Source organism: Ruminococcoides intestinale (assembly GCF_040095935.1).
Taxonomy (GTDB): Bacteria; Bacillota; Clostridia; order Oscillospirales; family Acutalibacteraceae; genus Ruminococcoides; species Ruminococcoides intestinale.
Genome location: NZ_JBBMFQ010000003.1, coordinates 260363 through 282355, shown reverse-complemented (window position 1 = coordinate 282355; position 21993 = coordinate 260363). Strand labels below are relative to the sequence as shown.

General features: G+C 45.4%; 30 protein-coding genes. 2 read left to right on the top strand and 28 right to left on the bottom strand.

Annotation, left to right across the window (positions count from 1 at the left end):
- Position 1 precedes the first annotated feature (1 nt).
- Positions 2–1408, top strand: coding sequence for a sensor histidine kinase (locus tag WMO31_RS07385; protein WP_055194903.1), 1407 nt, complete (start codon positions 2–4; stop codon positions 1406–1408).
- Between the two features lie 42 nt (positions 1409–1450).
- Here WMO31_RS07385 and WMO31_RS07380 read toward each other — a convergent pair whose 3' ends face one another.
- The 14 genes from WMO31_RS07380 to WMO31_RS07315 form a co-directional block, all read right to left on the bottom strand.
- Positions 1451–2074 (bottom strand): CatA-like O-acetyltransferase, family 2, encoded by a 624-nt coding sequence (locus WMO31_RS07380; RefSeq protein ID WP_173729010.1) that lies wholly within the window; start codon positions 2072–2074, stop codon positions 1451–1453.
- A 12-nt stretch (positions 2075–2086) separates the two neighbouring features.
- On the bottom strand, positions 2087–2722 hold the full coding sequence (locus tag WMO31_RS07375) for a GyrI-like domain-containing protein (RefSeq protein WP_173729009.1): 636 nt from the start codon (positions 2720–2722) through the stop codon (positions 2087–2089).
- 36 nt (positions 2723–2758) lie between these two features.
- Positions 2759–3337, bottom strand: a complete 579-nt coding sequence (locus WMO31_RS07370) for a HEAT repeat domain-containing protein (RefSeq protein WP_173729008.1) — start codon at positions 3335–3337, stop codon at positions 2759–2761.
- A 41-nt stretch (positions 3338–3378) separates the two neighbouring features.
- Positions 3379–3711, bottom strand: coding sequence for a DUF3795 domain-containing protein (locus WMO31_RS07365; RefSeq protein ID WP_173729007.1), 333 nt, complete (start codon positions 3709–3711; stop codon positions 3379–3381).
- A gap of 21 nt (positions 3712–3732) precedes the next feature.
- Positions 3733–3915 (bottom strand): DUF4177 domain-containing protein, encoded by a 183-nt coding sequence (locus WMO31_RS07360; protein ID WP_015518009.1) that lies wholly within the window; start codon positions 3913–3915, stop codon positions 3733–3735.
- A 28-nt stretch (positions 3916–3943) separates the two neighbouring features.
- On the bottom strand, positions 3944–4339 hold the full coding sequence (locus WMO31_RS07355; RefSeq protein WP_015518008.1) for an SRPBCC family protein: 396 nt from the start codon (positions 4337–4339) through the stop codon (positions 3944–3946).
- Between the two features lie 18 nt (positions 4340–4357).
- Complete coding sequence (locus WMO31_RS07350; protein WP_227700737.1) at positions 4358–5008, bottom strand: flavin reductase family protein; 651 nt, start codon at positions 5006–5008, stop codon at positions 4358–4360.
- Between the two features lie 25 nt (positions 5009–5033).
- Entirely contained in the window at positions 5034–5483 is a 450-nt protein-coding gene (locus tag WMO31_RS07345) for a hypothetical protein (RefSeq protein ID WP_227700738.1), read from the bottom strand.
- A gap of 22 nt (positions 5484–5505) precedes the next feature.
- Positions 5506–5700 (bottom strand): nucleic acid-binding protein, encoded by a 195-nt coding sequence (locus WMO31_RS07340; protein ID WP_173729005.1) that lies wholly within the window; start codon positions 5698–5700, stop codon positions 5506–5508.
- A 51-nt stretch (positions 5701–5751) separates the two neighbouring features.
- Positions 5752–7329 carry a hypothetical protein gene (locus WMO31_RS07335; protein WP_173729004.1) on the bottom strand — a complete coding sequence of 526 codons (1578 nt, stop codon included), beginning with the start codon at positions 7327–7329 and terminating at the stop codon, positions 5752–5754.
- Positions 7330–7357: 28 nt separating this feature from the next.
- On the bottom strand, positions 7358–8032 hold the full coding sequence (locus tag WMO31_RS07330; RefSeq protein WP_227700739.1) for an ABC transporter ATP-binding protein: 675 nt from the start codon (positions 8030–8032) through the stop codon (positions 7358–7360).
- 11 nt (positions 8033–8043) lie between these two features.
- Positions 8044–8463, bottom strand: coding sequence for a hypothetical protein (locus tag WMO31_RS07325; RefSeq protein ID WP_173729003.1), 420 nt, complete (start codon positions 8461–8463; stop codon positions 8044–8046).
- The gene (locus tag WMO31_RS07320; protein ID WP_227700742.1) at positions 8460–8663 is read right to left on the bottom strand and encodes a helix-turn-helix transcriptional regulator; all 204 of its coding nucleotides are present in this window, start codon (positions 8661–8663) and stop codon (positions 8460–8462) included. The genes WMO31_RS07325 and WMO31_RS07320 overlap by 4 nt, the downstream gene beginning before the upstream one ends.
- A 122-nt stretch (positions 8664–8785) precedes the next feature.
- Positions 8786–9259, bottom strand: coding sequence for an SLOG family protein (locus WMO31_RS07315; RefSeq protein WP_015518001.1), 474 nt, complete (start codon positions 9257–9259; stop codon positions 8786–8788).
- Between the two features lie 143 nt (positions 9260–9402).
- Between WMO31_RS07315 and WMO31_RS07310 the strand changes: the two genes are divergently transcribed.
- Positions 9403–9735 (top strand): helix-turn-helix domain-containing protein, encoded by a 333-nt coding sequence (locus tag WMO31_RS07310; RefSeq protein WP_021950633.1) that lies wholly within the window; start codon positions 9403–9405, stop codon positions 9733–9735.
- Between the two features lie 61 nt (positions 9736–9796).
- Here WMO31_RS07310 and WMO31_RS07305 read toward each other — a convergent pair whose 3' ends face one another.
- From WMO31_RS07305 to WMO31_RS07240, 14 genes are all read right to left on the bottom strand, one after another.
- Positions 9797–10516, bottom strand: a complete 720-nt coding sequence (locus WMO31_RS07305; protein ID WP_173728728.1) for a hypothetical protein — start codon at positions 10514–10516, stop codon at positions 9797–9799.
- Positions 10509–11378 carry an ABC transporter ATP-binding protein gene (locus WMO31_RS07300; protein WP_173728726.1) on the bottom strand — a complete coding sequence of 290 codons (870 nt, stop codon included), beginning with the start codon at positions 11376–11378 and terminating at the stop codon, positions 10509–10511. The genes WMO31_RS07305 and WMO31_RS07300 overlap by 8 nt, the downstream gene beginning before the upstream one ends.
- Positions 11359–11742 (bottom strand): GntR family transcriptional regulator, encoded by a 384-nt coding sequence (locus WMO31_RS07295; RefSeq protein WP_155219444.1) that lies wholly within the window; start codon positions 11740–11742, stop codon positions 11359–11361. The genes WMO31_RS07300 and WMO31_RS07295 overlap by 20 nt, the downstream gene beginning before the upstream one ends.
- A 163-nt stretch (positions 11743–11905) precedes the next feature.
- On the bottom strand, positions 11906–13642 hold the full coding sequence (locus WMO31_RS07290; RefSeq protein ID WP_173728724.1) for a CHAP domain-containing protein: 1737 nt from the start codon (positions 13640–13642) through the stop codon (positions 11906–11908).
- A 118-nt stretch (positions 13643–13760) separates the two neighbouring features.
- A complete protein-coding gene (locus tag WMO31_RS07285) occupies positions 13761–14123 on the bottom strand; it encodes a cysteine-rich VLP domain-containing protein (protein WP_244093018.1) in 363 nt (120 codons plus the stop codon).
- Positions 14083–14904 (bottom strand): class B sortase, encoded by an 822-nt coding sequence (gene srtB, locus WMO31_RS07280; RefSeq protein ID WP_022278663.1) that lies wholly within the window; start codon positions 14902–14904, stop codon positions 14083–14085. Before srtB ends, WMO31_RS07285 begins: the two co-directional genes overlap by 41 nt.
- Before the next feature lie 33 nt (positions 14905–14937).
- Entirely contained in the window at positions 14938–17271 is a 2334-nt protein-coding gene (locus tag WMO31_RS07275; RefSeq protein ID WP_173728720.1) for a VirB4-like conjugal transfer ATPase, CD1110 family, read from the bottom strand.
- Positions 17264–17629, bottom strand: a complete 366-nt coding sequence (locus WMO31_RS07270) for a PrgI family protein (RefSeq protein WP_055194921.1) — start codon at positions 17627–17629, stop codon at positions 17264–17266. The genes WMO31_RS07275 and WMO31_RS07270 overlap by 8 nt, the downstream gene beginning before the upstream one ends.
- On the bottom strand, positions 17630–17800 hold the full coding sequence (locus WMO31_RS07265; RefSeq protein ID WP_173728718.1) for a hypothetical protein: 171 nt from the start codon (positions 17798–17800) through the stop codon (positions 17630–17632).
- Positions 17801–17810: 10 nt separating this feature from the next.
- Positions 17811–18647 (bottom strand): VirB6/TrbL-like conjugal transfer protein, CD1112 family, encoded by an 837-nt coding sequence (locus tag WMO31_RS07260; protein ID WP_055194923.1) that lies wholly within the window; start codon positions 18645–18647, stop codon positions 17811–17813.
- Between the two features lie 85 nt (positions 18648–18732).
- On the bottom strand, positions 18733–19089 hold the full coding sequence (locus WMO31_RS07255) for a TrbC/VirB2 family protein (RefSeq protein WP_173728716.1): 357 nt from the start codon (positions 19087–19089) through the stop codon (positions 18733–18735).
- Positions 19090–19104: 15 nt separating this feature from the next.
- Positions 19105–20898 carry a VirD4-like conjugal transfer protein, CD1115 family gene (locus tag WMO31_RS07250; protein ID WP_367999451.1) on the bottom strand — a complete coding sequence of 598 codons (1794 nt, stop codon included), beginning with the start codon at positions 20896–20898 and terminating at the stop codon, positions 19105–19107.
- Positions 20885–21085 carry a hypothetical protein gene (locus WMO31_RS07245; RefSeq protein ID WP_022278669.1) on the bottom strand — a complete coding sequence of 67 codons (201 nt, stop codon included), beginning with the start codon at positions 21083–21085 and terminating at the stop codon, positions 20885–20887. Before WMO31_RS07245 ends, WMO31_RS07250 begins: the two co-directional genes overlap by 14 nt.
- 15 nt (positions 21086–21100) lie before the next feature.
- Positions 21101–21988 carry an LtrC-like protein gene (locus WMO31_RS07240; protein ID WP_173728714.1) on the bottom strand — a complete coding sequence of 296 codons (888 nt, stop codon included), beginning with the start codon at positions 21986–21988 and terminating at the stop codon, positions 21101–21103.
- Positions 21989–21993: the final 5 nt, after the last annotated feature.

Genomic DNA, 21993 nt, shown 5'->3' with positions numbered 1-21993 from the left:
TATGAAAGATATTACGAAACTCATTCGGCGGTTTGTAGGCATATTGCTGTTAAGCACAGTCTTGGTCATCGTCCTTAACATTATTATTCTTGCTGCTATTTCCGCAAGTCAAACGGCAAATGGCAGACCGTGGACGACTGCAAAAGAAACTGCTGAAGCTTTACAGAAAACAGAAACGGGATATATCTTATCCGGCGATATGACGGAGCGGTTAAGCGGGGAGAATGCGTGGGCAATCTATATAGATAATGACACATTAGAGGTAAAATGGCACACGGAAAATCTGCCGGATACCGTTCCTCTGCACTATACGATCTCCGACATTGCAAGTCTGACACGAGGATATATTGATGGATACCCGACCTATACGGGAGAATGCGAAAATGGATTGGTCGTTGTCGGCTATCCGAAAGACCGATATTGGAAACATATGTCTCCGAGTTGGGATTATGATTTCATCAAAAACGCCCCGTATACTGTCCTGATTGTAATCGGTGTGAATGTTTTTTTGATTTTCCTGATTTATATGATCGCCAATTCCAAGCTGCTGAAATCCGTTAAACCGATTACAAACGGCATACAGGCGCTACCTTCAGGTGAGCCTGTTTATGTCAAGGAAAAAGGACTTTTATCCGACCTTGCCGCTAAAATCAATCAAACATCGGATATTCTCCAAAAACAGAAGCGAAACCTGCAAAGAAAGGAAACAGCAAGAGCAAACTGGATTTCCGGAGTCTCTCACGATATTCGCACACCACTTTCTATGGTAATGGGATATGCCGGACAGATTGAGGACAATGAAAGCCTACCGGAAAGCGAAAGGAAAAAGGCACGGATTATCCGTCAGCAAAGTACAAAAATGAAAAATCTCATCAATGACCTGAATCTTGCCTCGAAGTTAGAATATAATATGCAGCCGATCCATCCAGAGCCTGTCAATCTCGTAGCAATCGCAAGACAAAGCGTTGTTGACTTTATCAATTTAGATATGGAAGAAAAGTATCCGATAGAATGGAATACAGATGAAGCATTGACTGCCTGTGTCATAAATGGAGATAAAGAGTTGTTGCGGCGGGCAATCGGAAATCTGATTACAAATTCTCAAACGCACAATCCTGATGGCTGTACGATTTCAGTATGCGTCCGAAAAAGCGATACAGAATATAAAATCGTCGTAGAAGATAACGGCGTCGGCGTTACCGATGAAAAGTTAGAGAAACTCAGGACTACGCCCCACTATATGATGAGTGACAGCGGGACAACCGAGCCACGGCACGGCTTAGGGCTTTTGATTGTCGGACAGATCGTTTCCGCCCATAATGGTACAGTGTCTTTCGATCACGGCAAACAAGGTGGATTTGCCGTTACAATTTCTTTCCCTATTCCAAAGGATAGTCATACTCAATAAATGTTAAAAACCGTAGAGCTTCAATGAAAGCCCTACGGTTTTTTACTTCAGCAGATTGATTTCATCTTGCAAGTTCTTCAAAAATGTGCCTGCGTGAGCGCCGTCCATCTGCGTGTGATGGAACTGGAAAGAGAGAGACAGGTAATACCGAAGCCATTTCTTTTTGTATCTGCCCCAAATAATAAAGGGATTGTTGAAAATGCCGCTGTTCATACCAACAGCTCCGTCGATTTCCGTATCTATGATGGCGGAAGTGCCGATGACCATACTGTTTTCGGATAAGTCCCTGTCCTGACACCTTGCGGCGACCTGTGTCGTATATTTCAGATACTCCTCGTTGAATTGATTTAACTCGGCTTTATAGGAAAGGTCGCAGGAGCTGACTTCGCCCTCTTTGTTTTTCACGATGGTATTGACTGCTATGGTGTCATACTGTATGAGCTTATCGCCAACCGGAAGGATGTAAAATTCCTTTACCCCTGCGGCAGCTCTGCCGATACAGTAATCGAGCAACATATTAAATTTCAGATTTCTTTTCCTGCTGACCTTGATCAGATTGGTCACATCAAAGGTCTTGAAAAAAGTGACCATTGGATTGGGCGCTTTCATCCAAAGCGCATACGCCGCAGCCCTTGTCGTATTTTTGGGCTCGACTTCTTTTGGCATACTAACCTCCGATTACTCCGCTTTCCGGATCGGGTGGCGCACGACCGTTTTCAGTCTGCTCACATCACATTTTCTCGGATCGCTCAGATAGATTTCGTGATGGTATCTTGTATCCGTAATATCCAGTTCGTACCCATTTGCTTTCATATAGTCGTGCATTAAATCAACGGTGGCTGGCTCAGCGTCATACGAGCCGATGTGCATACACTGAACGCATAACCCCTCGTCATAGGGGAAAAACTCAACTTTAGAAAAATCCTGCTTTTTCTTTTTTGTTGCTTCCTGAACTGCCCACTCAAAATCTTCCTTCGTTACGAAATCTGGCAGTCGGATCATAGAGATAAAGTGCATATCTTCTTTTCTGGCGTAATCAAGTCCCTGTGTGTTTTCTTGCCACCAAAGCCCTTCAAGGGGCGGCACGACATACTCAAAGAAGCCCTCGATCTTATGAGTTCCCTTGTAGCTCATCTTTATGGTAAAGGCAATTCCATATAACAAGCCGATGGAGCTTTTATATTCCCCGTTTTCCTCATTGGGATTGCCTTTTCCCCGGACTGCGATGTAGTTCATTTTCGGAATCTCTATAATACCGGGCTTGTTCTTCGGCATATAAAATTCTTTATATTCTTTCTTGTAGTCAAAAGCCATTTCATTCGCTCCTTTTCAAGCTCGACAACTTAGGATTTATAGATATTTTCTTTTGATTTTTTTAGCTGCATTGATTGCTACCTTCTTTATCCAATTATTCTCAGAATTACAGTACATTTCAATATCTGATAATACTTCAGGATTTCCGCATTTTCCTAATGCCTGTAAAGCGTGACCTCTTACTTCTTCGTCATTTAAGAGACTGACCAAACAGTTTAATGATAAATCCGACTTATATTCTCCCAAAGAAAGCACTAACATTTGCCGTCCAGTACCATATTTTTTGCTTGATGACAACTCGATCAGCTCTTTTTCTATTGTCATACTGTGTATAATATTGATTGAATTTGCAATCGCCCAACGGTAATAATTATTCTTTGCACTTTTAAACTCTGTTAACAACTTCGGTATTGCTTCTGTAAATCCCTTTACCCCTAAACAACGTACAACAAATTCTTTATCTCTTTCATCAGATAAGTAGTCGAGCAATTCTAACAAATAAGGAATAAGTTTTCTATCTTTATGAGATATATTAAACAAATCATTGATATTGTTTATGGCATATCCATGCTGTTGCAGTTCATTCATTATTCTTAATTTAGTTTCTTCTGTCATTTCCTCATCACCACAAATTCCAATTTGATACTCTATGTATTCTATCCTTTCAAATTCTCCAAAGCCACCGGATTGTTTTCGAGGATCGCTCCAACAGTCGGGCAGTTTTCTAATTTCGGACAGTCGCCGCAAGTGGAAACGCCTTTATTTAACGCACACTTCCGAATCCCACACAGACTATCGCAAAATACCGTTTTCGCTCCGTTCATACGGCAGCCCTCGCAGTTAATATGTTCCGGCAGAATGGGGGCGTTGTTTAACTCTGCCCACAGTTTCGCCGTTTTCTCCCGCAAAACCTGATCGTCATTGATGGTTGCTGTGTATGCGTCGCATTTTTCGCAGTCCAATCCGCAGTATCCGATCATATCTTTCATAGGTTATACGCCTCCTGTCTTTTATTCTTCATCATCAATTTCACGCTCAAAGATCGAATACTTCCAGTCATCAGTTCCGGAAATCAAACGCCAGCCCTGTTTTCCATATTCATTGAGCTTCTCAATATACCGATCCAGCTTAATATGAACATTAAATGATGGCTCTGCGCTTAAATCAACTGTCATATACTCATACTTCTTCATAACAAACCGCCTTCCTATATATAAGTCTTTATGAAAAATTTTTCATTATATCCGCAACAAACTGTGTCTGCTGCTTTCTCAAATACGATTTCACAAAAGGCTTCAGCAGCCATTTCTTCGCTTTCACTTGTTCCGTAAAATCTATCTCTGTTTCATCGCCTTTGGCAGTGAAAATGCCAGTCCAATGACCTGTCATATTGCTGTTTTCCATATCAAATTCCCATCGTCTGTATGGCTTAACAAGCGTCACGGTAAAGGTCGTAGGGTAGCCGTTTTTGGTATATTCGATAAATTGCTTGTCGCTTATCGCTTCTGTTTTACTCAAGTCGCTTCTCCAAGCAGCGTAATTCTCCGTATTCAACACCAGCTCCCACACTTTTTGAAGTTCGCCGGGGATCAGCGCTTTTATATTTGAAACCGCCATTTTTGCTCTCTCCTTAAATCAGTCGTATTTCTCAATATGCACGGTGGCAATCGCCGACTGATTTGGCTCTCCGGTAACAAGGTCTTGCGGCGCAGGCACGAGCAGCATAAATCCGTCCTTGCCATATCTTAATTCATACCCTTGTGCATACGCTTCTTCCACAGAGATGTGCTGTACCTGTCCGATGACCATAGCCGTAATACCTGCACCGCTTAAATCCTGTATATCTTTCAGGGTACATTCCATCGTGAGAAACGCTTCATTGATTACAGGTGCGTGAATGGTTTTGGCGTTGGAAACAGTAAAGCCTCCTGCTGCAAATTCGTCATCGTCCCATTCATTCTGATGAATGGTATTTACCAACCTGTCATAACAGCTTATCGGGAGAAAATTAATGCAAAAGCATTTTTCTCTTTGGATATTGGCATAGGTGTGGGTATGCTGATACAGGTTGCCCATCACAGCGAAAAAAGCGGTCTTATCTCCGTGAAAGCAGCTCCACGAATGAAAGCACACATTCGGTTTCCCGTTCTCTTTCCAAGTCGTGACAGCAAAGAGAACGGTCGGTATTCCTGCTGTTACTTCAAAGTGAGAGAACAGCTCAAATTCTTCCGGATAGGCTGGCTTAAAATACTGGGGAAAATCCTTTTCAATCTCGATCTTCATCATTATGCCTTTCTCTAACCTGAGTAGATTACGACTCATTTGGGATAAAGTATAAGGAATAGCCATCTATATTGATTGGTAGTGTTGGAATCTCTGAGCCATCATAGTATTCCGTAGGAGCTACGGTAGCATAGCCGGTCACTCCATCAATGATAATCTCATAGTCCGTTCCCTTCGGCGTTTTCTGCATTACCTCATAAGTGCCGTTATATGTCTTGCCGTTTGTGGTATCCGTTATCGTGATTTCTCCATCTTTAGCAGTCAAAGTCATATCCACGATTTCAGCGTCAGGATACAGCTCGTCAGCTTCTCCTACGGCAACCACGAGTTCATCCTGATATTGGGCAGCTTCCGTATCATTGCTCATAACCGTTCTCATTTTCCACTCATAATCTTCCATCTTCACGACATCAGCATTGCAAGCAGAGAGAGCGAATACGATGAATGACATCAAAAACACAGATAAAATCTTTTTCATTTCATACCGCCTCCATTTACCGTCACAGCTTCTCTACATCTTCCACATAGATGGAGACTTCGCCGCACTTGGGACAGATTGCTACCTTCGGCTTGCCGATTCTGCCGCCGAACAGCTTATTTTCGTCCGATGACATTACAATTCCGTATCCTGCGCCTTCTACCTTGATGGCGCAGTTTTCTTTCATTTCCGTTCCACATCTGAGACACTTTCTCATAAATAAATCCTCCGTTTCTTTTTATGGATTTCCGGCGGTAAAACCGCCCCGTTATGTTCTCAGCCTAAAGGTTTTCGGCGCAAAGCGGTATACCAAAATGCTGGCGACAATACTGTAAAGCACACAGAAAACAATCGTCATTATTCCAAATATCATAATCGGCATACGCAGCCGCATAAGAGCAAAACAGACGACATAGGTTACTGACAAAACAATCCGATATGTGCCGCTTTTCAGCTCCGTCCCTGCATTGTAAGGCTGGAGCAGATAGTAAATCGTCAGGTAATGAATCGAGAAAAACAGGCTCATACACAGGATGGAAACAACCAGCACTACATAGTTCAGCGGATTGTCCGTCCCTCCGGTGGCAAACAGGATCAGCGCCAGTCCGATACCGATCACGAGCGCCGGAACAGCGTTGATTTTCATAATCTCACGCAGGCGAATCTGAAACAGCCGCAGGATAAAGCTTGGCTGCTTATAAAACGAATAGGTCAGCAGGCTGTGATCGCAGTTCATAAAAAGCGCCTGTGTAAAGTTCGTGCCACGGTTGATAGCGTACATTATAAATACAAAGTACGGAAGCCAAGTCATCACGATTTCGTTAATGACGGTTTTTTCTTCGGGCAGCAGATAGACGCCTGCCAGCACGGCGGCGACAAGGAAAGCGCACACATAGGAAATCTTCTTTGTCGAGTTCCAGAGTATCTTTTTATGCCTTTTGATAAACAGCTCATTCAGATACTCGAAGCCCTTGCGGTTGCTGCTAATGGAAGTATCTGCGGATATTTTCTTTTCATTTGCCTGTTTGATAAGCTTTGTCTGTGCCGTGCTGTCCATCTGATTGGTCAATCCGGCTAATAATTCCTTGTTGATTGCGTAATAATCACGGAAGGTAGTGAGCCTTGTGATACTTGCCATACCAAGGGGAATACACGCTAAAAATATAACCATTGGTACGACCGCAGGCAAAGCAAAACCAAAGGCGGGCGGAGCATAGGCTGCGGCTAAAAGCAGGGCGATACAGCACCACACATATTTGGACAGCTTATTTTCGTTGTAGCCAAATCCCCTTTTCTCATAATCCCACAGGGTAACAGCCGCCGCAAACAGCTTCATACCCGCTATGCAAAGGGGCAGGAGCAGACAAAACCACAAAGGTACGCCTCTGTCCATACCGAACAGAATCGTAAAGGGCAAAAAGCCCACAACGACCTTCAGGATGGAGTAGAAATAGTTTACAAGCGTATATTCTCGTGCGTCCATTTTCATCAGGATCATCGCATAATATTTATCCTTTGTCGGATTGAAAAGGTGTGTGTTTACAAAGCTGCCGATTACCGTGAGAATCAGCAGGATATGCAGGAACACCTCATTCTCCGGCAGTCCGTTATAAAGGATACCGATACCGCATACCATCGTGATAAAGTAAAGGAACTTGCCGAGGAATACAGAAACGATTTCCCACAGCACGGACAAAATGTTTGCAAAGATTTTCAGCCCCTTTACCTGATACAGCGTTGCCGGAAGCAGCCGCTTTACGAGCGGTATCTGCTTTAAGGAAAACAAGACACCGTTGACACGGTATGTATTTTTCAGGGAAAAAGATATTTTAAGCGTCTTATTCATTTCCTTCCTCCCTGAGTGCCGCAATGATTTAATCCTTAAATTCCCTGCTGTCCAGATCGGTTTTCTCCACGACCTCCAGTTCGCCGTGATTAAGCAGCACAATCTCATCGCAGAGGTCAAGCGCCAAATCCATAATATGAGTGGAGAAAATGGTAATGCGGTCTTGTTTCAGTGAACGGAGCAGTTGTTTCATTTCTTCCGCCACAACCACATCAAGGGATGTCAAAGGCTCGTCGAGCAGCAGGATATTCGGCTGAGCGATGATATTGATGAGCATTTGCATTTTGTTTTTCATACCGTGGGAGTAGTCCTTGAGCAGTTTATCCCTGTCCTCCGGCTCAATACTCATATAATCGAAATACTCGTCAATGCTTTTCGGATTTTTGATAGACTTCTCGTTGATGTCCATAAAGAATTTCAAAAACTCCCTGCCTGTAAGAAACTCCGGCACGGTCGGGGTAGAGAGTACATATCCGATGTCCTCTGCGGACACCTCACGGCGGACGCCGTTTTCATCTTCTATATAGAAATTGCCGCTGTCCGCCTTCAAATCCCTGTTCAAACAGTTAAACAGCGTTGTTTTTCCAGCGCCGTTTCTGCCGAGCAGCCCATAAATTTTCCCTTCATCAAAAGTAAAATCAATATCTCTGAGAACTTCCTTTTTCTCAAAGCTCTTTGACAAGTGTTCAATCACAAATTTCATAATATCCTCCGTCACATCTTATGCTGGTAATATGCCATCAAAATAAAGTCAAGGATTGTTTTCAGCAGGAAAGCGCCTACAAGAGTAAGAACAGTCCATATGGGTGCGTCGAAAAAAATACATACCCAAGCACCTGCCATCAGCAGCCAGTGCAGTATCTCTCCGGATATTGCCTGCGCTTTGCTGCGAATGAGCTGATTGCGCTCATCTTTTTCTTCAATCTCATTGATTTTCATCAAATCGGGATTTTTTGCGCCCCACAGAGCGACGCACCATTTCGCAATCCCATAGCCGAACAATCCGGCACCTATGCCGATCATTGCGCCGCTTTGCGAATCGCTCAAACAGTCCTGTAAAAGAAACCTTGCGCTCAGAGCCAAAGCAATGCCGACTATGCCGATTACAAGATATATTCCGGTTTTCTTCTTCATTGCTTTCCCTCCTCGTAAATGAAAATATCTTCAATGCTCATATTAAAATACCGTGCAAGCTTAAACGCCAATGTAACTGAAGGATTGTATCGTCCGTTTTCCAACGAGCCGATGGTCTGCCGGGATACTTCCAGTGCGGCAGCCAGTTCTTCCTGCTTGATTCCCCGTTCTTTCCGGATTTCCTCTAAACGGTTTTTCACGGTGCGCCTCCTTTCTATGGAAAGCCAGCTTTCCATATCTCTATTATAGCAAAGAGGGCGCAAATGTCAAGTATACTTTCCATTCGGAGATGAACTTTTTTCAATCTTCCCATTCTTCACATCTATTGAGCAGCTAAGTTTATCACTTGCACATTGTTTTGCCGAGCATAATTTACCGTATATGCAGTCCCGCCTTTCTCCTGTGTTAAATAGGCTATGCAGACGCTGCTGCCATTTACCAAATGGCGGTTTCTTTTGAACATACAGCCCCGAAAATAGTCGTGAGAAGTATATACTACCTTATCCGCCTGACTTTTGATCTCCTCATAAACCGCTATATCATCTTTGCTCCAGCCTTTTGTCTGTGTGGTACATGGAAGGACTAAAATCAGCTTGATATGCGAATATCGCTTTCTCAAGGATAAAACGCATTGAGCAGCCAGCGTATCAAAGCCCAATGCTCCGCCTGCGCCAAAGTACATATATCCTTCTTCTATCAGTCGAAGCAAGGTGTTTTTTAACCGCTGAGAGAGTTCCGGTATGCTCTCCGGCGGTATTTTTCTATGTCCGGTAAAGCAAGCCGTTTTTCCCCTCATTAAAGTTCACCAGCCAGTTCAAAGCCTAAAAGCACAAAAAATCTAATTATAATACTCATAGTATATCAAAGTCAACAATAAATATCAATAGTCTGTGGAACTACGGAAACAATATTTATAGACTATGAATGGAGGCTGGAACTATGAGTGAAATTGCAAAAACAATCGGACAGCGTGTCCGCAATTATAGAATTGATAAGGGATTGAGCCAAGAGAAGCTTGCTGAGTTATCCGGTTGCCACCCTACTTATATCGGGCAAGTGGAACGAGGGGAAAAGAACGCCACTCTTGAAAGTATCGAAAAGATTGCTTCAGCTATGAATGTCTCGCTTGCTCAGCTTTTTGAGAAGATAGGCGAAAGCAGCACCGACAGCTATCCTATGAAATGTTACGAGCTGGTCGCAGCAAAAAGTAAATCCGAGCAAGAACATCTATATAAGATGTTAGTTGAAATGGATAAATATAAAAATCAATAAAAGCGGAAAAAATATACGGTGTTACCCAAGTGGGTAGCACCGTATTATTTTGGGTATAGTTTTATTTTAATTCTGTACGGCGGATTACAGCATATGAGCCAATTCCAAAAAGAGCTCCGATTATGAGAAATGATAGAATTGGGAAAAACTGATTTATTGTACCATCGCTCATAAATCCTACTGCTCTCATCGTCAATTCCATAGCCTTGCTTACAATTTCATCTGAGAATACAAACTGGAACAACGCCATAACAAGAAGAATGATTCCAGATATTCCAACTCCGATCAAAAGAGAAATTGTTTTTCCAACTCTGTTGATGACTAAAATCGCTAAATAGAAAAGACTGCAAAACATCAAATATAAAGCAGTAAGCCATAACCAGTTTATAAAAATATTTCCGAATCCATAAAGGCTACTGTATAAGGTAAAATAGTTACTGTTGAAGAAATGAAGAGAGTTACCGATTATGGTATCAATAAGTGCCATTGTACCCGCCAGCAATGTAAACATACAAACAGTCGCCCCAAAAATATATTTTCGGGTATATCCATTTTGGAGCAACGCCTTGAAATCTTCTTTGTAGCCTAATACGCCTATAACACTGACAAAAACAACAGAACTGAACTCTAAAGTATTTGAGCCAGTTTCATTTCCTTTAGTACAAATTGCAACAATCGTAAAAATGAGAGCCACTATCAAATATTGGATCAAATAGAAAATTCCTATTGCCTTTACTTTAGTTAAGTATTCATATAAAACCGCAGATTTTAATTTACTCATTTTCGCCGCCACCTTTCTCTGTCATCTTGACAAACAGTTTTTGCAAATTCATTGCCGTAACTTGCAGATTGCTTCCTTGAGGTAAAGCCGTTTTTTCTCCTAATACATAGGCAATTTTCAAGCCGCCCAACTCGTCATATCCGATGACATTCTTGCCTTCACAATAATGGTCAACTTCCTGAGCCACCCCGGAAATGCTATATCCTTTTTCAAGCAGTTCCTCAACCGTTTCCTGAAGAAGAATTTTCCCTTTATCAATCAAGACAACTTCCTCAATAATATTGGAAACTTCCTCTATCAGATGTGTCGCAATAATAAGCGTCCGCTCATTGTTCTCAAATTCTTTAAGGAGCAGGCTGTAAAACAGTTCCCTGTGGTTTGCGTCAAGCCCCAGAACCGGCTCATCAAAGATTACATACGGAACATTCAGTGATAGCGCAATAATCAGCTTGAAAATGGACTGATACCCTTTCGATAACGCCTTAAACCTTTTGTTAATATCAAGATTGAACTTTTTGGAAAGTTCAAAGGCTTTATCCAGATCAAAATCGTTATAAAAACGATTTGTCCACTTGAAATGATCCTTAACCTTCAAATCTCTGTCATATAAATCCGCTTCACTCATGCAAAAAATCTTTTCGTGGACACCCATATTTTCTTTTGCAGGAATACCATCAATCAGGACTTCGCCCTGATCTGCAAAAATCCGGTTTGCGATAATATTGATAAGGGTAGATTTTCCTGCCCCGTTTCTTCCTAAAAACCCATATATTCTCCCGAACTCAAAGGAAAAAGAAATATCGTCAAGCGCTGTGACATCTTTATAGCGTTTCGTTATATTTTTAATTTGAATGGCATTCATTGTCATAACCCCTTTCTATCAAAGAAATAATATCCTCTTTAGACATTTGCAGCTTCAATGCTTCGCTTATTAAAGTCGAAACATACTGCTCATAAAACTGACTTTGCCGTTTTTGTCGAATTTTTTCGACTGCACCTTCTTTCACAAACATTCCAAGACCTCTTTTCTTGTAGATGATTCCCCCGTCAACCAGCACATTCATTCCTTTTAGAACAGTATGTGGATTGATACTGAGCAGCGCAGAAATTTCATTTGTCGATGGGATTTGTGTTTCTTCAGGAAAAGCACCAGTAAATATAGAATCTTCAAGCTGCTCTGCGATCTGAAGAAAGATCGGTTTATCTATATTCGGATTTACATTCAATCATAGCACCTCCTACACCTGCTTGTTTGTCTGTTAGTTGAGTAACTAACTATCTTACAAGCAAAGTATACCCACTGAGATTCTATTTGTCAATACCTTTTTGCGAATTTTTATGTAATTAAGCCGCCTGCATTTAAGCAAGCGGCTCGTTTTTGCCCTCCGATCAATAGGCAGGTGCACCGTAGCCGAGTATTTCGTAATACCCAACCGGATAACTATTCTGACGAACAGAATCCCCGGAGTTGCCCTCGACCGTGTAAACTCTGCCGTTTTCTACTTTTTGGACGATACCCGTATGGTCGGATAATCCGTCCTGACCGCTTTCGTCCGCCCAATCGAAGAAGATAATCATACCCGGCGTAGGCTCGGCGCTGTTATCCAGCCATTGCCCTCTGTCCTTAAACCATTGTACGCCGTTGACGCAGCCTGCGTATTTCGGAATTACACCAGCGTCAATATACCCGCATTCATTAGCGCACCACGAAACGAAGCAAGCGCACCACTCTACACGGGAATTAAAACCGTACCAAGACCAGTACGGATCGCCGCCCATTGTTCCGATTTGGGAAAGCGCAACGGTTACGATCTGATCGTCTGTCCCCGTAATCCCGTAAAGCACCTGCGACCACAGCGAATTGTTTTCATCGGCAAGCAGCTCTGCAAGATACTCTTTCTGTTCCTCGTTAAATCCATACTGCGCCGCCATCTCATCGGCGGTCTTATGGCTGACCGTGATATACAGATAGGTTTGCGTGACCGTGCTTTCCGTCTCCACGATATTTCCGTGACCGTCATCGGTTTCGGTAATGACCGTCTCGGTTTTGGTGTCGGTGCTGGAGCTTATTTCGTTCATCTCCCAAAAGATGTCCGTGAGAAGCTGCTTTTTCGATTCGTCCATCGTTGCGACCTCTTGGGGATTATCCGGATCGGTGTTGACCTTGACCGAGTATACCGCAAGCACCTCTTTCCAAACGGCACGGCTACCGCTCATTTCAAGGACATCATAGGATACCGAGCTTTTCTCCTCTTGCAGTTTGGTATTGTATTCGGTATTGATTTCCTGCACAACGGTCTGCATACTCATACCCGTGCCGGAATCCTCGCCTGAGAAAAAGATACCGAACACTGATCCGAGAAGCATACCGATCAGGCAAATCACAATAATGACCAAAACCGCTATCCAGCCGCCTGCGGCGATTGCGGCGATCAACGCTTTTGTTCCGGCGATAATCGCCTTGACCGCAAGCGCTATCGCTTTTGCGATTGCTTTCGCCGTAATAACGGCGGCACGAGCCGCCGCCCGTGCCGCCTGAACTGCCCTTTGAGAAGCCTTGACCGTAGCCTGCGCTGTTTTCTGCGCCGCCTTTGCGGTACGCTGTGCTGTCTTGACGGTCGTTTTAGCGGTGCGCTCTGCGGTTTTTACCGTTTTCTGCGCTGTTTTCGCCGAGCCTTTCCCAACCGTCTTAATCGTCTTTTTTCCTGCGGAACGGACAGACTCTTTTACTGCCTTCTTCGGCTGTTCCACCGCCTTGATACCCTGACCGACGCCTTTTCGTGGAGTTGCCGCCTGCGCCTGTTTTTGAAGCGACTGCGCCGCCCGCTTTTCCTTGAATTTCTGAATACCGTCCTTTGCCTTGACGATATTCTGCTTTGTCGCCTGAACGCCCTTGCGCCCCTGCTTGTCAAATTGGTGTACGGCTTCGTGGGAAACTCGGTCGGTACCGCTTTCCAAACGGTTGGAAGCGTATTCCTCCGCACTGCTTTCAGGGACATCAACGGAGTGTTCCGCTTTTTCTTTAGTCTGGATAAAGGTGGATTTCATACGCTCGGCGGCAACCGCCGATTTGTCAATCGTTTTGATCGTGCCTTTCGCTATATCCCTTGTCTTAATATCCGGCATAGAAAACCTCCTTTCCAAGCGCCTGTGGACGCTTTGAAGTAAAAAAAGAGGGGAAAAGGTATCAACACCTTGCCCCTCAAAGTACGAGGGCTGAAAAGCCGCTTAAATCAAGGACTTTTTACCCTCTATTTTTCGATTCTGTGCGCTTTTTCCTTGCGTACTCTGCCTGCTGCCTTTTGTATGCGATACCGGCGCATTTCTCACAATACTTTTTCCTGTTGCCACGCTTGATAATCGGAGCGCCGCAGGAAACGCACCTGTCAGGGTGCGTTCCAAGTATCTCCGCTTCCAGCGCCGGATCTGCCGGAAGTACCGCATTGCGGAAATACCTGCATAAAAACGAGTAGGATATACTCTGTACGCAGACGCAGCCTTCCCCTTCATCAAGAAGCAGGCAGTTCCCGTCATCATAATTAGCGCACAGCTTCTTTATCAGGGCATTAGCTCGGTATCTCTGCCGCCCCGTCATTTGCGGGAGCATTTGCACCACTGCTTTCTGTTACTTTTTTCGCCACAACGACAATCCTTCCGTTTGTACGGGAGTATTCACAGGTGGAAAGCGTGATCAGCTTGTCGCCGTACTCCGCCGATACGCCCGTGTCGTAAAGGGAAAGCTCTTTGCACTTATCAATATAAGCGTCAAACTCCTCCGGCGACTGAGCGTCCGTAAAGCGGTAATATTTGAAGGCTTCAGGGCTGTCGGTGTAGACAACGGTTTTGAAAACCGCAAGGATTTCATACTCATTTTTCTCTGTCAGGGTGTTAAAGGCAATCGTTTTATGTCCCCGCCAGAAATCCTCGTCCTTGAATTTTTCAAAGTCGGCGAACATCGAGCCGTTGTTCATATGATGACCGTAGATCACTAAATTGTCCGAAGGCTTTAGGACATCACAATCCTCCTGCACATACGGGCAGCCGTAAGAACTGTATTCTTTATCAAATCCACGCTTTAGATAGTAGTTCGGGTTATCCACCGTCTGCATAACTGGATAATTGATGTTCGTATCCTCCACGCAAATCCAACCGACCAAATCATTGTTTTGACGGTACAACTCGGTAAGCTCCGGCAGTATCGTCTTATCTTCCGAATAGATGATCGGCTCGGCAGGCTCGGTTTCGCTGTCCTCTACGAGCTGTACGAGGGAATCGTACAGCTGTTCCTGATGTTCCGCCTCCCTGTAATGGTCAATAATGAAATAACTGCTGACGCCGAGCAGGACGGTAAACGCCGTCATCAACGCAATACAAATCTTTTTTCTCATTGCCATATCCTTTCTGAAACAAGGGGCGGGAGCTTATGCGCTCTCGCCCGGTTTTGTTGTCATCAGCTTATACAGCTTCGTATTTTTCGGGAATTTATTTGCGAACGGCACAAGGGAACTGCCCACCTTGATAAGCCCGTGTCCGGCTTCCACATTCGTAATATACGACATCTGAAGGTCGGAGATATTTAAGAGCTTCGCCAGCTCCAGCCTGTCCGTGGAAGCCTGATTGAGCATAATGATAAACTCAGAGTTTGCGAGCATTGTCCTTGCCGTATGGCTCTGCAAAAGGTCGTCCACATTCTGCGTAATACCCGTCGCATAAGCACCGTATTTACGCACACGCTTCCAAAGGGTAAAAAGGAAGTTAGCGGAATACTCGTGCTGGAACAGCAGATAAATCTCATCAATAAAGATGAAGGTATTTCTGCCTTTCGCCCTGTTCTGCGTAATGCGGTTTAAGATAGAGTCGAGAACGACCAGCATACCGATAGGCATAAGCTGTTTGCCGAGGTCTAAAATGTCATAGCAGATCAGACGGTTATTGGTATCCACATTCGTATGCTTCGCAAAGGTGTTCAAGCTGCCGCTTGTAAACAGCTCGATGGCAAGGGCGATTTCCTTCGCCTCCGGCTCGTCCTGTTTCAGAAGCTCCGCCCTGAAATCCTGCAAGGTCGGCACTTCGCCCTGATAGTTATTCTGCTGATAGGTGCGGTACACGCTGGCGGTGCAGCGGTCGATAATGGACTTCTGCTTTGCGCCGAGGTTGCTGCCGCCGATGAGCTGCTCGCACAGGGACATAATAAACTCCGACTTCAAAATAACCGGATTCGCCCCGTCGCCGTACTCCTTCGTCATATCCATAGCGTTGATGTGATTTTGCGAAGTGGCGGAAATATGGATTACCTCGCCGCCGAGCGCCTTAACAAGCTGTGAATATTCTCGCTCCGGATCAATGATGATAACATCTGATTCCGAAGAAAGGATTACATTCTCGATTTCTCCCTTTGCAGCAAAGGACTTGCCGCCGCCGGATACGCCGAGGATAAAGGAATTACCGTTCAAAAGCTGTTTGCGGTCGGCAATAATCATATTCTTGCTGATAACATTCTGCCCGTAGTAGATACCGTTCTCGTGAAAAATATCCTGCACCCGAAACGGGATAAACACGGCGAGACTTTCGGTTGTGAGGGTACGGAAGGTATCAATCTTCCGCACGCCAAACGGCATAACCGTATTCAGCCCGTCCACCTGCTGGAATTTCAACACGCCGAACTGACAAAGGTGCTTTCTCGCCGTGGTAAGCAGCGCTTCCGTGTCGTTATCAAGCTGTTCTTTGGAATCCGCCGTATGCACAAAGGTAATCACGGCGAACATCATTCTCTGATCTCTCGTCGTTAAATCATCGAGAAATTCCTTCATTTCCTTTTTCTGCTGTTCCATATCATAGGGAACGGTCGCCGAAAAGTTATTATTGGAGTTCTGCCGCCTCTGCCAGTTGGTAATATTCGTTTCCACACCAAGCAGACGATTTTCCGCTTCCCGTACCGCTTCATCAGTCGGCACGGGTACAACATCAATCGACATCATCAGATTGCGGTTGAGATCGGTCAGCTCCGCCACCATACTGTCCTTGATATAGGATGCGTACTCACGCAAAAAAAGGACTCTCCCATAACGGTCGCCCATTTTGAAGTAGTCCTTTTCAAATTCCATTGAATCAGGGCAGATATAGTCCTTGAAGCTGTGTCCCTTTTTGCGGGTTTCCTTTATATCAAAGTGGAAAGAGGATTCCTCGCCCACACGGTAAAAGTCGTGGAAGATACGCAGCCTTTCATCGGTTTCCAGCTCCAAGCACTTGCTGCCGAGCCTGCCGAAGTGGGCGATCAGGTCAGCGCCCACACGGGCAAAATAATTCCTTGCGTCCTCAATATTCTTCTTGTTGACGGAAATCGTCATATACTTATCCTGCACGATAGCGTTTGCGCCTGTGGCTTTTTCCAAAAGGATTTTGTTATACTCCTCACGGTATTCATCAAGGCTGTCGCCTTTCATCGGGATAAGGATGTTGTTCTCAAAGTCCAATCGGTTTAAGCGGCGGTTGTTGATCGTGATTTTTGTCGTTGCGCCGGAGTCGAGGGAATTGAGCAGCTCCGAGTATTCAAGGAACATCGCTTCCTTGTCCTCACGGCTGGCAACAGCGTAGTTAATATCTGAAAATTTATAGGTCTTGGAAAACTTGTCTTTCCCGATCTGAAAAATACCGTCGTCATAAATGGCGGTAATGGGGATCACATCCTGAACGCCCTTCGGCACGACAAACTTTTCCTTTTCCTGCTTGCGGAGATTGGTAAGTGTTTTAATCATTCGATTTCATAGCCTCCTTTGCTTTTGCTTCGATACTCGGCTTGAACAGCTCGTAGTAGGTATTCGTTGAACGGAAAGTGAGCTTTTTCGGCATTAAAAACTCCGACTTGATCCACGCATAGATAAATTTCTCGGCGGTCATTCCGTTGTATTTAACAAAACCAAGAGCCGCAAAGGGTGCGGCTCCCAAAATGCACATCCACGATACGGTTTCCGTGCCGACATAGGGCTTGAGCAGAAAATAGATACCCACCGCCACCACGCAGGCGCAGGCAGAAAAAATGAACTGCCGCAGTGACAGTCCGAAAAACATCGCTTCCGTGTAATTCCTGATTTCTCTGTTGATTTTGACTTCCATTTAGGAACTCCTTTCTTTTCGTTTTTGTGCCTGCCGGATTTCATCGGCGCAGACGCACTCGTCTGCAAGACAGATAACTTTGCCTTTTCGCCGCCCTCCGTAATACAGGCAATATCTGCAATCGCAGTCCGCAAGGGTGTAGCCCTTGAATTTGTTGTATATTCGTTTCATTCTGTTCTCCTTACAGTCCCATCATCTCACGGATTATCCGGTCAGACATCCGCACCGAGCCGACCAAAACGAGCATATTAAAGAGCAGCTCGCCGATATATGACCAAACCTGCGTGACTGCCGCCGCATTGGGATCGACCACAGGCGGGGAAGAAGCGAACAGCGAGAAGATAATGCAGGCTAAAACAATCACTGCACCTTCCAAACATACGGCGCAGTAGCTTTTGATAAATGATTTCCCCACATTCTGACTCGGCTCTCCCGCAAAAGTGGAAAGCGGAATCGGGGCGAGCGCCGTATACATATATAACTTAAAAAATCTCCCGTACACCGTCATTATGAGCAGGAATGACATTACTGTGATAAACAAGCCGCCGATGAGCGTAACCGCCCATAACGGGATACTCTCGAAAAAGCCGCAGCTTTCTATGGTGTCAATCATTTCCTGCGGCAGAGTGGTCTGCTGTGCGGAAGTAAAGCCTGCGGCGGTCATAATCGTGCCGATTGTACCCTGCACGATATTGAACAGGGCAAGCATTAGCTCCATACCGTAAGTGATACCCGCCTTTGCAAGCGCAAATCGGATAAAGAGCTTGACAGCGTGTTCCGGTTTCTTGACATCACTGAAGCTGCCGCAGGTGCGTACCATACCGACCACAAAAAACAGCACCAAAAGCGCAAGACCAATCGCCTGCACAGCGCCGTTGATATTGACAATGACCGCCCATATCCCACCGCCTTTGAAGCTCTGCGGCGTAGTTGTGATGAGCTGCCATATCTCAGCGAGTTTTTCATTCCAAGTTTCGAGGGCATTCTGGAGATTCTGAACTACCCAGTTATCACTCAATTTCGTAGCACCTCCTTAAAAAGAAAAATGGGGCGTCCCTGAATTGTTTTTCAGGAACGCCCCTGAGCGTCGTTTGCGTAAAGGATTAGCCCGTAATCAGAGTGAGGATTTCTTTCGCAAAAACGATAATGATACCGCCCGCCAGCGTCAGAAATCCGTTTGCACGCTGCGAAGGATCGTGGGATTTCAGGGAAAGTCCTACCTGAACGATACCAAAACCGAGCAGGATCAGACCAATCGCACGGATAAAGCCGAAGATGAAATCGGACAGGTTGTTGACAACGGTAAGCGGATCGCCTGCGGCGAAAGCCGTTGTAGACATCGCAAAAACAGCAGTCAGGCTTAAAACCGCCGCACAGTAATAACGAAAGCCTTTCTTTACCTTTCCGGTCATCGGCAGTTTGCGGGTTTCTTTCTTCTGCGTCTTATGAAAAATATTCATTCTGTTTTCCTCCAATCAATTTGATAAGTTCTCAAAGTCCTCATCGGACAACAGCTCGTAAGTCGTTTTCGAAAGCTCCATTTCGGGAACGCTGTCGAGATCAACATACAGGGTTTCAATGGTCGCCACATTTTTTGTGACTTCGCCGTGCTGATACACGCCGCCTTTCCCGTCTGCGGTATACGCCACATTCGGGTGCTTCAAAATGTCGTACTTCAAATCCATTACCGGAAGCTCGCCACGGATAAACAAAATAGCGTAGCGGTTGTCGAGCATTCTCACTTCATCAGGGGTAAGCAGCTCACGACCGGAAATCTGATAATTGGTCGAGTAGTTTCCGCTCCGCCCCTCGCTTTTCCCGTAGGTGTTCGTATCAATCGTTTCCTTGCCTAAAAGCTCGGACACATACTTGTGCGTACTCTGCTCATTGCCGCCGAGATAGAGAAATTCATCGCAGTTGCCTACGATGGATTCCCATTGCTTTTCAAAAAGGGCTTTGAGCTGTGCCAGATTTTGCAGGATAATGGATACTGATACGCCTCTTGAACGCATAACGGAAAGTATCTTGTCAAAATCGTCAGGCAGCGAAACATTCGCAAATTCGTCCATCAAAAAATGGACAGGTATCGGCAGACTGCCGCCGTGGATATGGTCGGCGGAGTAAAAAAGCTGCTGGAAAAGCTGTGTGTAGAGGATACTGACGAGGAAATTGAAGCTCGAATCATTATCCGGTATCAGCGCAAACAGCGCCGTTTTCTTCTCGCCCATTGAAGCAAGGTCAAGCTCATCAGCGGAAGTCAGCGCCGCTAAGCTTTCAAGATTGAATTTCTCCAATCTTGCGGCAAGGGTAATCTGAATGGATTTCAAGGTCTTTGCCGAGCCGGAGTGGTAGGAACGATAGTATTTCAATGCAATATGGTCGGGATTATCCATTTCCAAATCGGCAAACAGATTGTCGAGGGGAGAAGGGCGGTTGTCCTCCTCGTCCTCAATCGCCGCCGCCCTGAGCATTTCCATTACCATCGCAAAATTCTGTTCCTCCTCCGGCGCTTCGTAGTGCAAATAAAAAATAAGGGCGAGTAAAAGCATACTCGCCGCAGTATCCCAAAAAGGATCGTTGGACTGTGAGCCTTTCGGGGTGGTACTCTTAAAAAGATTGGTCACAAGGCGCTGAATATCGTTGTCGTTCCTGAGATAGACAAACGGGTTGTAGCAATGGCTTTTCTCCATTGAAATCAAGTCCAGCACCTTGATCTCATAGCCTGCTTTTTCAAGCAGATTGCCGACATCACGCAGAATTTCCCCTTTTGGATCTAAAATTACCTGAGAGGAATTGCTTGTCTGCATTAAATTCGGCTTGCAATAGAATCTTGTCTTGCCTGCGCCGGAGCCGCCGCACACCAGAGTATTCAGATTCCTCCGGTGCTTTTTCGCATTGAGTCCGATTCGGACATTCTGCGTCATCAGCTTATTTTCCGAGGGCGGGCTTTGACGGTACTTTTTATCAATGGCTTTTGCGCTGCCCCATTTCGCTGAGCCGTGTTCCTCACGCCTGCGGTAGTTCCTCCGTGTGGACAAATAAATTCCAATCCCCATTCCGTAGAGCAAAAGCAAAACGAGGACAGTTTTTAAGCTGTCCCCGCAAAGCTCGATATGGAACGGATCATTGAATGCCGTCAAAAGGCTCGGCAGTATCTCCGGCAGACCGCCCTTGACGGACGGCGCTATCAATAAGCCGAGCCACACAACGGGAAGAATCCCAATAACCGCAAGGATAATCGCAGACTGCTTGTTGCTATCTCGATTCACGGCAGGATTCCTTTTCTACCACTTTGAACTTGCGTCTTGGGGCGTGACCGATTTTAATAATCAGATCGTCTACGGCGTCGGTGGACTTGCCCTCTTTTTTGAGGTCGGTCTTTTTATCGTTCAGGGAACGGATCACAACGCCGTGTTCATAATCGTCCAAAGCGATATGGTAGAGTTCTTCTTTCATCGCAGCTACCTCCGGTTATCTCTCCTGTTCCTTTGAGCGCTCCGCCCGCTGGCGGTACAGCTCGTCGGAAACACGGGCGGTAATTTCCTTAAACGCCTTCTGCGTCTTGCCGAGTTCAGCTTTAATTTCTTTCGGCTCTTTGTTTTTCAGTTCGTCGGGGATACGGTCGATAGCGAAATTCTGCGTATCGACTCCGTATTTCTTGCAGAGCATATACCCAATGCACACCGCCTGAAATCCCATATCCCTGCGGCTGTATACCTCGCTGTTCATAGAAAGCTCGGCGTGACCGAGTTCCTGAGCGACGCACTGGCAGAGGGCAACGCTGTCGCCGATGTCCCGCTTCACATAAAGCGTCTGATCTTCATTTTTATAGAAAGCGCCCATATCGGGATAAGGCAGCTCATTGGTGCTTTCAATATTGATTGGGGCGCTGTCGAGCATAACCGCCACCAACTTTCTCGGATCACGGTTAGCGGTCGGGGCGGCAGGGCGCTTGCCGTTGGTCTGTGAAACATCCAGCACTCTTTTCAAATTGAAATCAATGCCGATTGTCCCGTCCTTCTTGGTGTACTCGTAGGGATCAAGGATAATAAAGGTCTTGGAGCCTTTATTGACCTTTACACCGTCCGCCGTCCAATCGCCAAATTCCTTGATTTGACTTGCCTGCGGGAATTGCTTATACATCAGCAACGCATTGTTCGCTGTGTACCTGTCCATACGGCTCTGCACATCAAGGTAGGCTTTGAATTTTTCCGGCGACTGCACCACTTCCGAAGCGGTATTGTCGAGCAGTTGATAAATGGCTTCTTTCTCCGCCTTTTTCTTGGCGGCGTATTCCTCCGGCGAAAGTCTCGGCGGTCTTGCGCCGCTGCTTTGCTTATTCTTAAAATCGTTGGTCATATCTT

What these genes read in the sequence shown, in the direction of transcription:
- WMO31_RS07385 (WP_055194903.1), top strand. Translation starts at nt 2, where the DNA reads ATGAAAGATATTACGAAACTCATTCGGCGGTTTGTAGGCATATTGCTG.
- WMO31_RS07380 (WP_173729010.1), bottom strand. Translation starts at nt 2,074, where the DNA reads ATGCCAAAAGAAGTCGAGCCCAAAAATACGACAAGGGCTGCGGCGTAT.
- WMO31_RS07375 (WP_173729009.1), bottom strand. Translation starts at nt 2,722, where the DNA reads ATGGCTTTTGACTACAAGAAAGAATATAAAGAATTTTATATGCCGAAG.
- WMO31_RS07370 (WP_173729008.1), bottom strand. Translation starts at nt 3,337, where the DNA reads ATGACAGAAGAAACTAAATTAAGAATAATGAATGAACTGCAACAGCAT.
- WMO31_RS07365 (WP_173729007.1), bottom strand. Translation starts at nt 3,711, where the DNA reads ATGAAAGATATGATCGGATACTGCGGATTGGACTGCGAAAAATGCGAC.
- WMO31_RS07360 (WP_015518009.1), bottom strand. Translation starts at nt 3,915, where the DNA reads ATGAAGAAGTATGAGTATATGACAGTTGATTTAAGCGCAGAGCCATCA.
- WMO31_RS07355 (WP_015518008.1), bottom strand. Translation starts at nt 4,339, where the DNA reads ATGGCGGTTTCAAATATAAAAGCGCTGATCCCCGGCGAACTTCAAAAA.
- WMO31_RS07350 (WP_227700737.1), bottom strand. Translation starts at nt 5,008, where the DNA reads ATGATGAAGATCGAGATTGAAAAGGATTTTCCCCAGTATTTTAAGCCA.
- WMO31_RS07345 (WP_227700738.1), bottom strand. Translation starts at nt 5,483, where the DNA reads ATGAAAAAGATTTTATCTGTGTTTTTGATGTCATTCATCGTATTCGCT.
- WMO31_RS07340 (WP_173729005.1), bottom strand. Translation starts at nt 5,700, where the DNA reads ATGAGAAAGTGTCTCAGATGTGGAACGGAAATGAAAGAAAACTGCGCC.
- WMO31_RS07335 (WP_173729004.1), bottom strand. Translation starts at nt 7,329, where the DNA reads ATGAATAAGACGCTTAAAATATCTTTTTCCCTGAAAAATACATACCGT.
- WMO31_RS07330 (WP_227700739.1), bottom strand. Translation starts at nt 8,032, where the DNA reads ATGAAATTTGTGATTGAACACTTGTCAAAGAGCTTTGAGAAAAAGGAA.
- WMO31_RS07325 (WP_173729003.1), bottom strand. Translation starts at nt 8,463, where the DNA reads ATGAAGAAGAAAACCGGAATATATCTTGTAATCGGCATAGTCGGCATT.
- WMO31_RS07315 (WP_015518001.1), bottom strand. Translation starts at nt 9,259, where the DNA reads ATGAGGGGAAAAACGGCTTGCTTTACCGGACATAGAAAAATACCGCCG.
- WMO31_RS07310 (WP_021950633.1), top strand. Translation starts at nt 9,403, where the DNA reads ATGAGTGAAATTGCAAAAACAATCGGACAGCGTGTCCGCAATTATAGA.
- WMO31_RS07305 (WP_173728728.1), bottom strand. Translation starts at nt 10,516, where the DNA reads ATGAGTAAATTAAAATCTGCGGTTTTATATGAATACTTAACTAAAGTA.
- WMO31_RS07300 (WP_173728726.1), bottom strand. Translation starts at nt 11,378, where the DNA reads ATGAATGCCATTCAAATTAAAAATATAACGAAACGCTATAAAGATGTC.
- WMO31_RS07290 (WP_173728724.1), bottom strand. Translation starts at nt 13,642, where the DNA reads ATGCCGGATATTAAGACAAGGGATATAGCGAAAGGCACGATCAAAACG.
- WMO31_RS07285 (WP_244093018.1), bottom strand. Translation starts at nt 14,123, where the DNA reads ATGCTCCCGCAAATGACGGGGCGGCAGAGATACCGAGCTAATGCCCTG.
- srtB (WP_022278663.1), bottom strand. Translation starts at nt 14,904, where the DNA reads ATGAGAAAAAAGATTTGTATTGCGTTGATGACGGCGTTTACCGTCCTG.
- WMO31_RS07275 (WP_173728720.1), bottom strand. Translation starts at nt 17,271, where the DNA reads ATGATTAAAACACTTACCAATCTCCGCAAGCAGGAAAAGGAAAAGTTT.
- WMO31_RS07270 (WP_055194921.1), bottom strand. Translation starts at nt 17,629, where the DNA reads ATGGAAGTCAAAATCAACAGAGAAATCAGGAATTACACGGAAGCGATG.
- WMO31_RS07265 (WP_173728718.1), bottom strand. Translation starts at nt 17,800, where the DNA reads ATGAAACGAATATACAACAAATTCAAGGGCTACACCCTTGCGGACTGC.
- WMO31_RS07255 (WP_173728716.1), bottom strand. Translation starts at nt 19,089, where the DNA reads ATGAATATTTTTCATAAGACGCAGAAGAAAGAAACCCGCAAACTGCCG.
- WMO31_RS07245 (WP_022278669.1), bottom strand. Translation starts at nt 21,085, where the DNA reads ATGAAAGAAGAACTCTACCATATCGCTTTGGACGATTATGAACACGGC.
- WMO31_RS07240 (WP_173728714.1), bottom strand. Translation starts at nt 21,988, where the DNA reads ATGACCAACGATTTTAAGAATAAGCAAAGCAGCGGCGCAAGACCGCCG.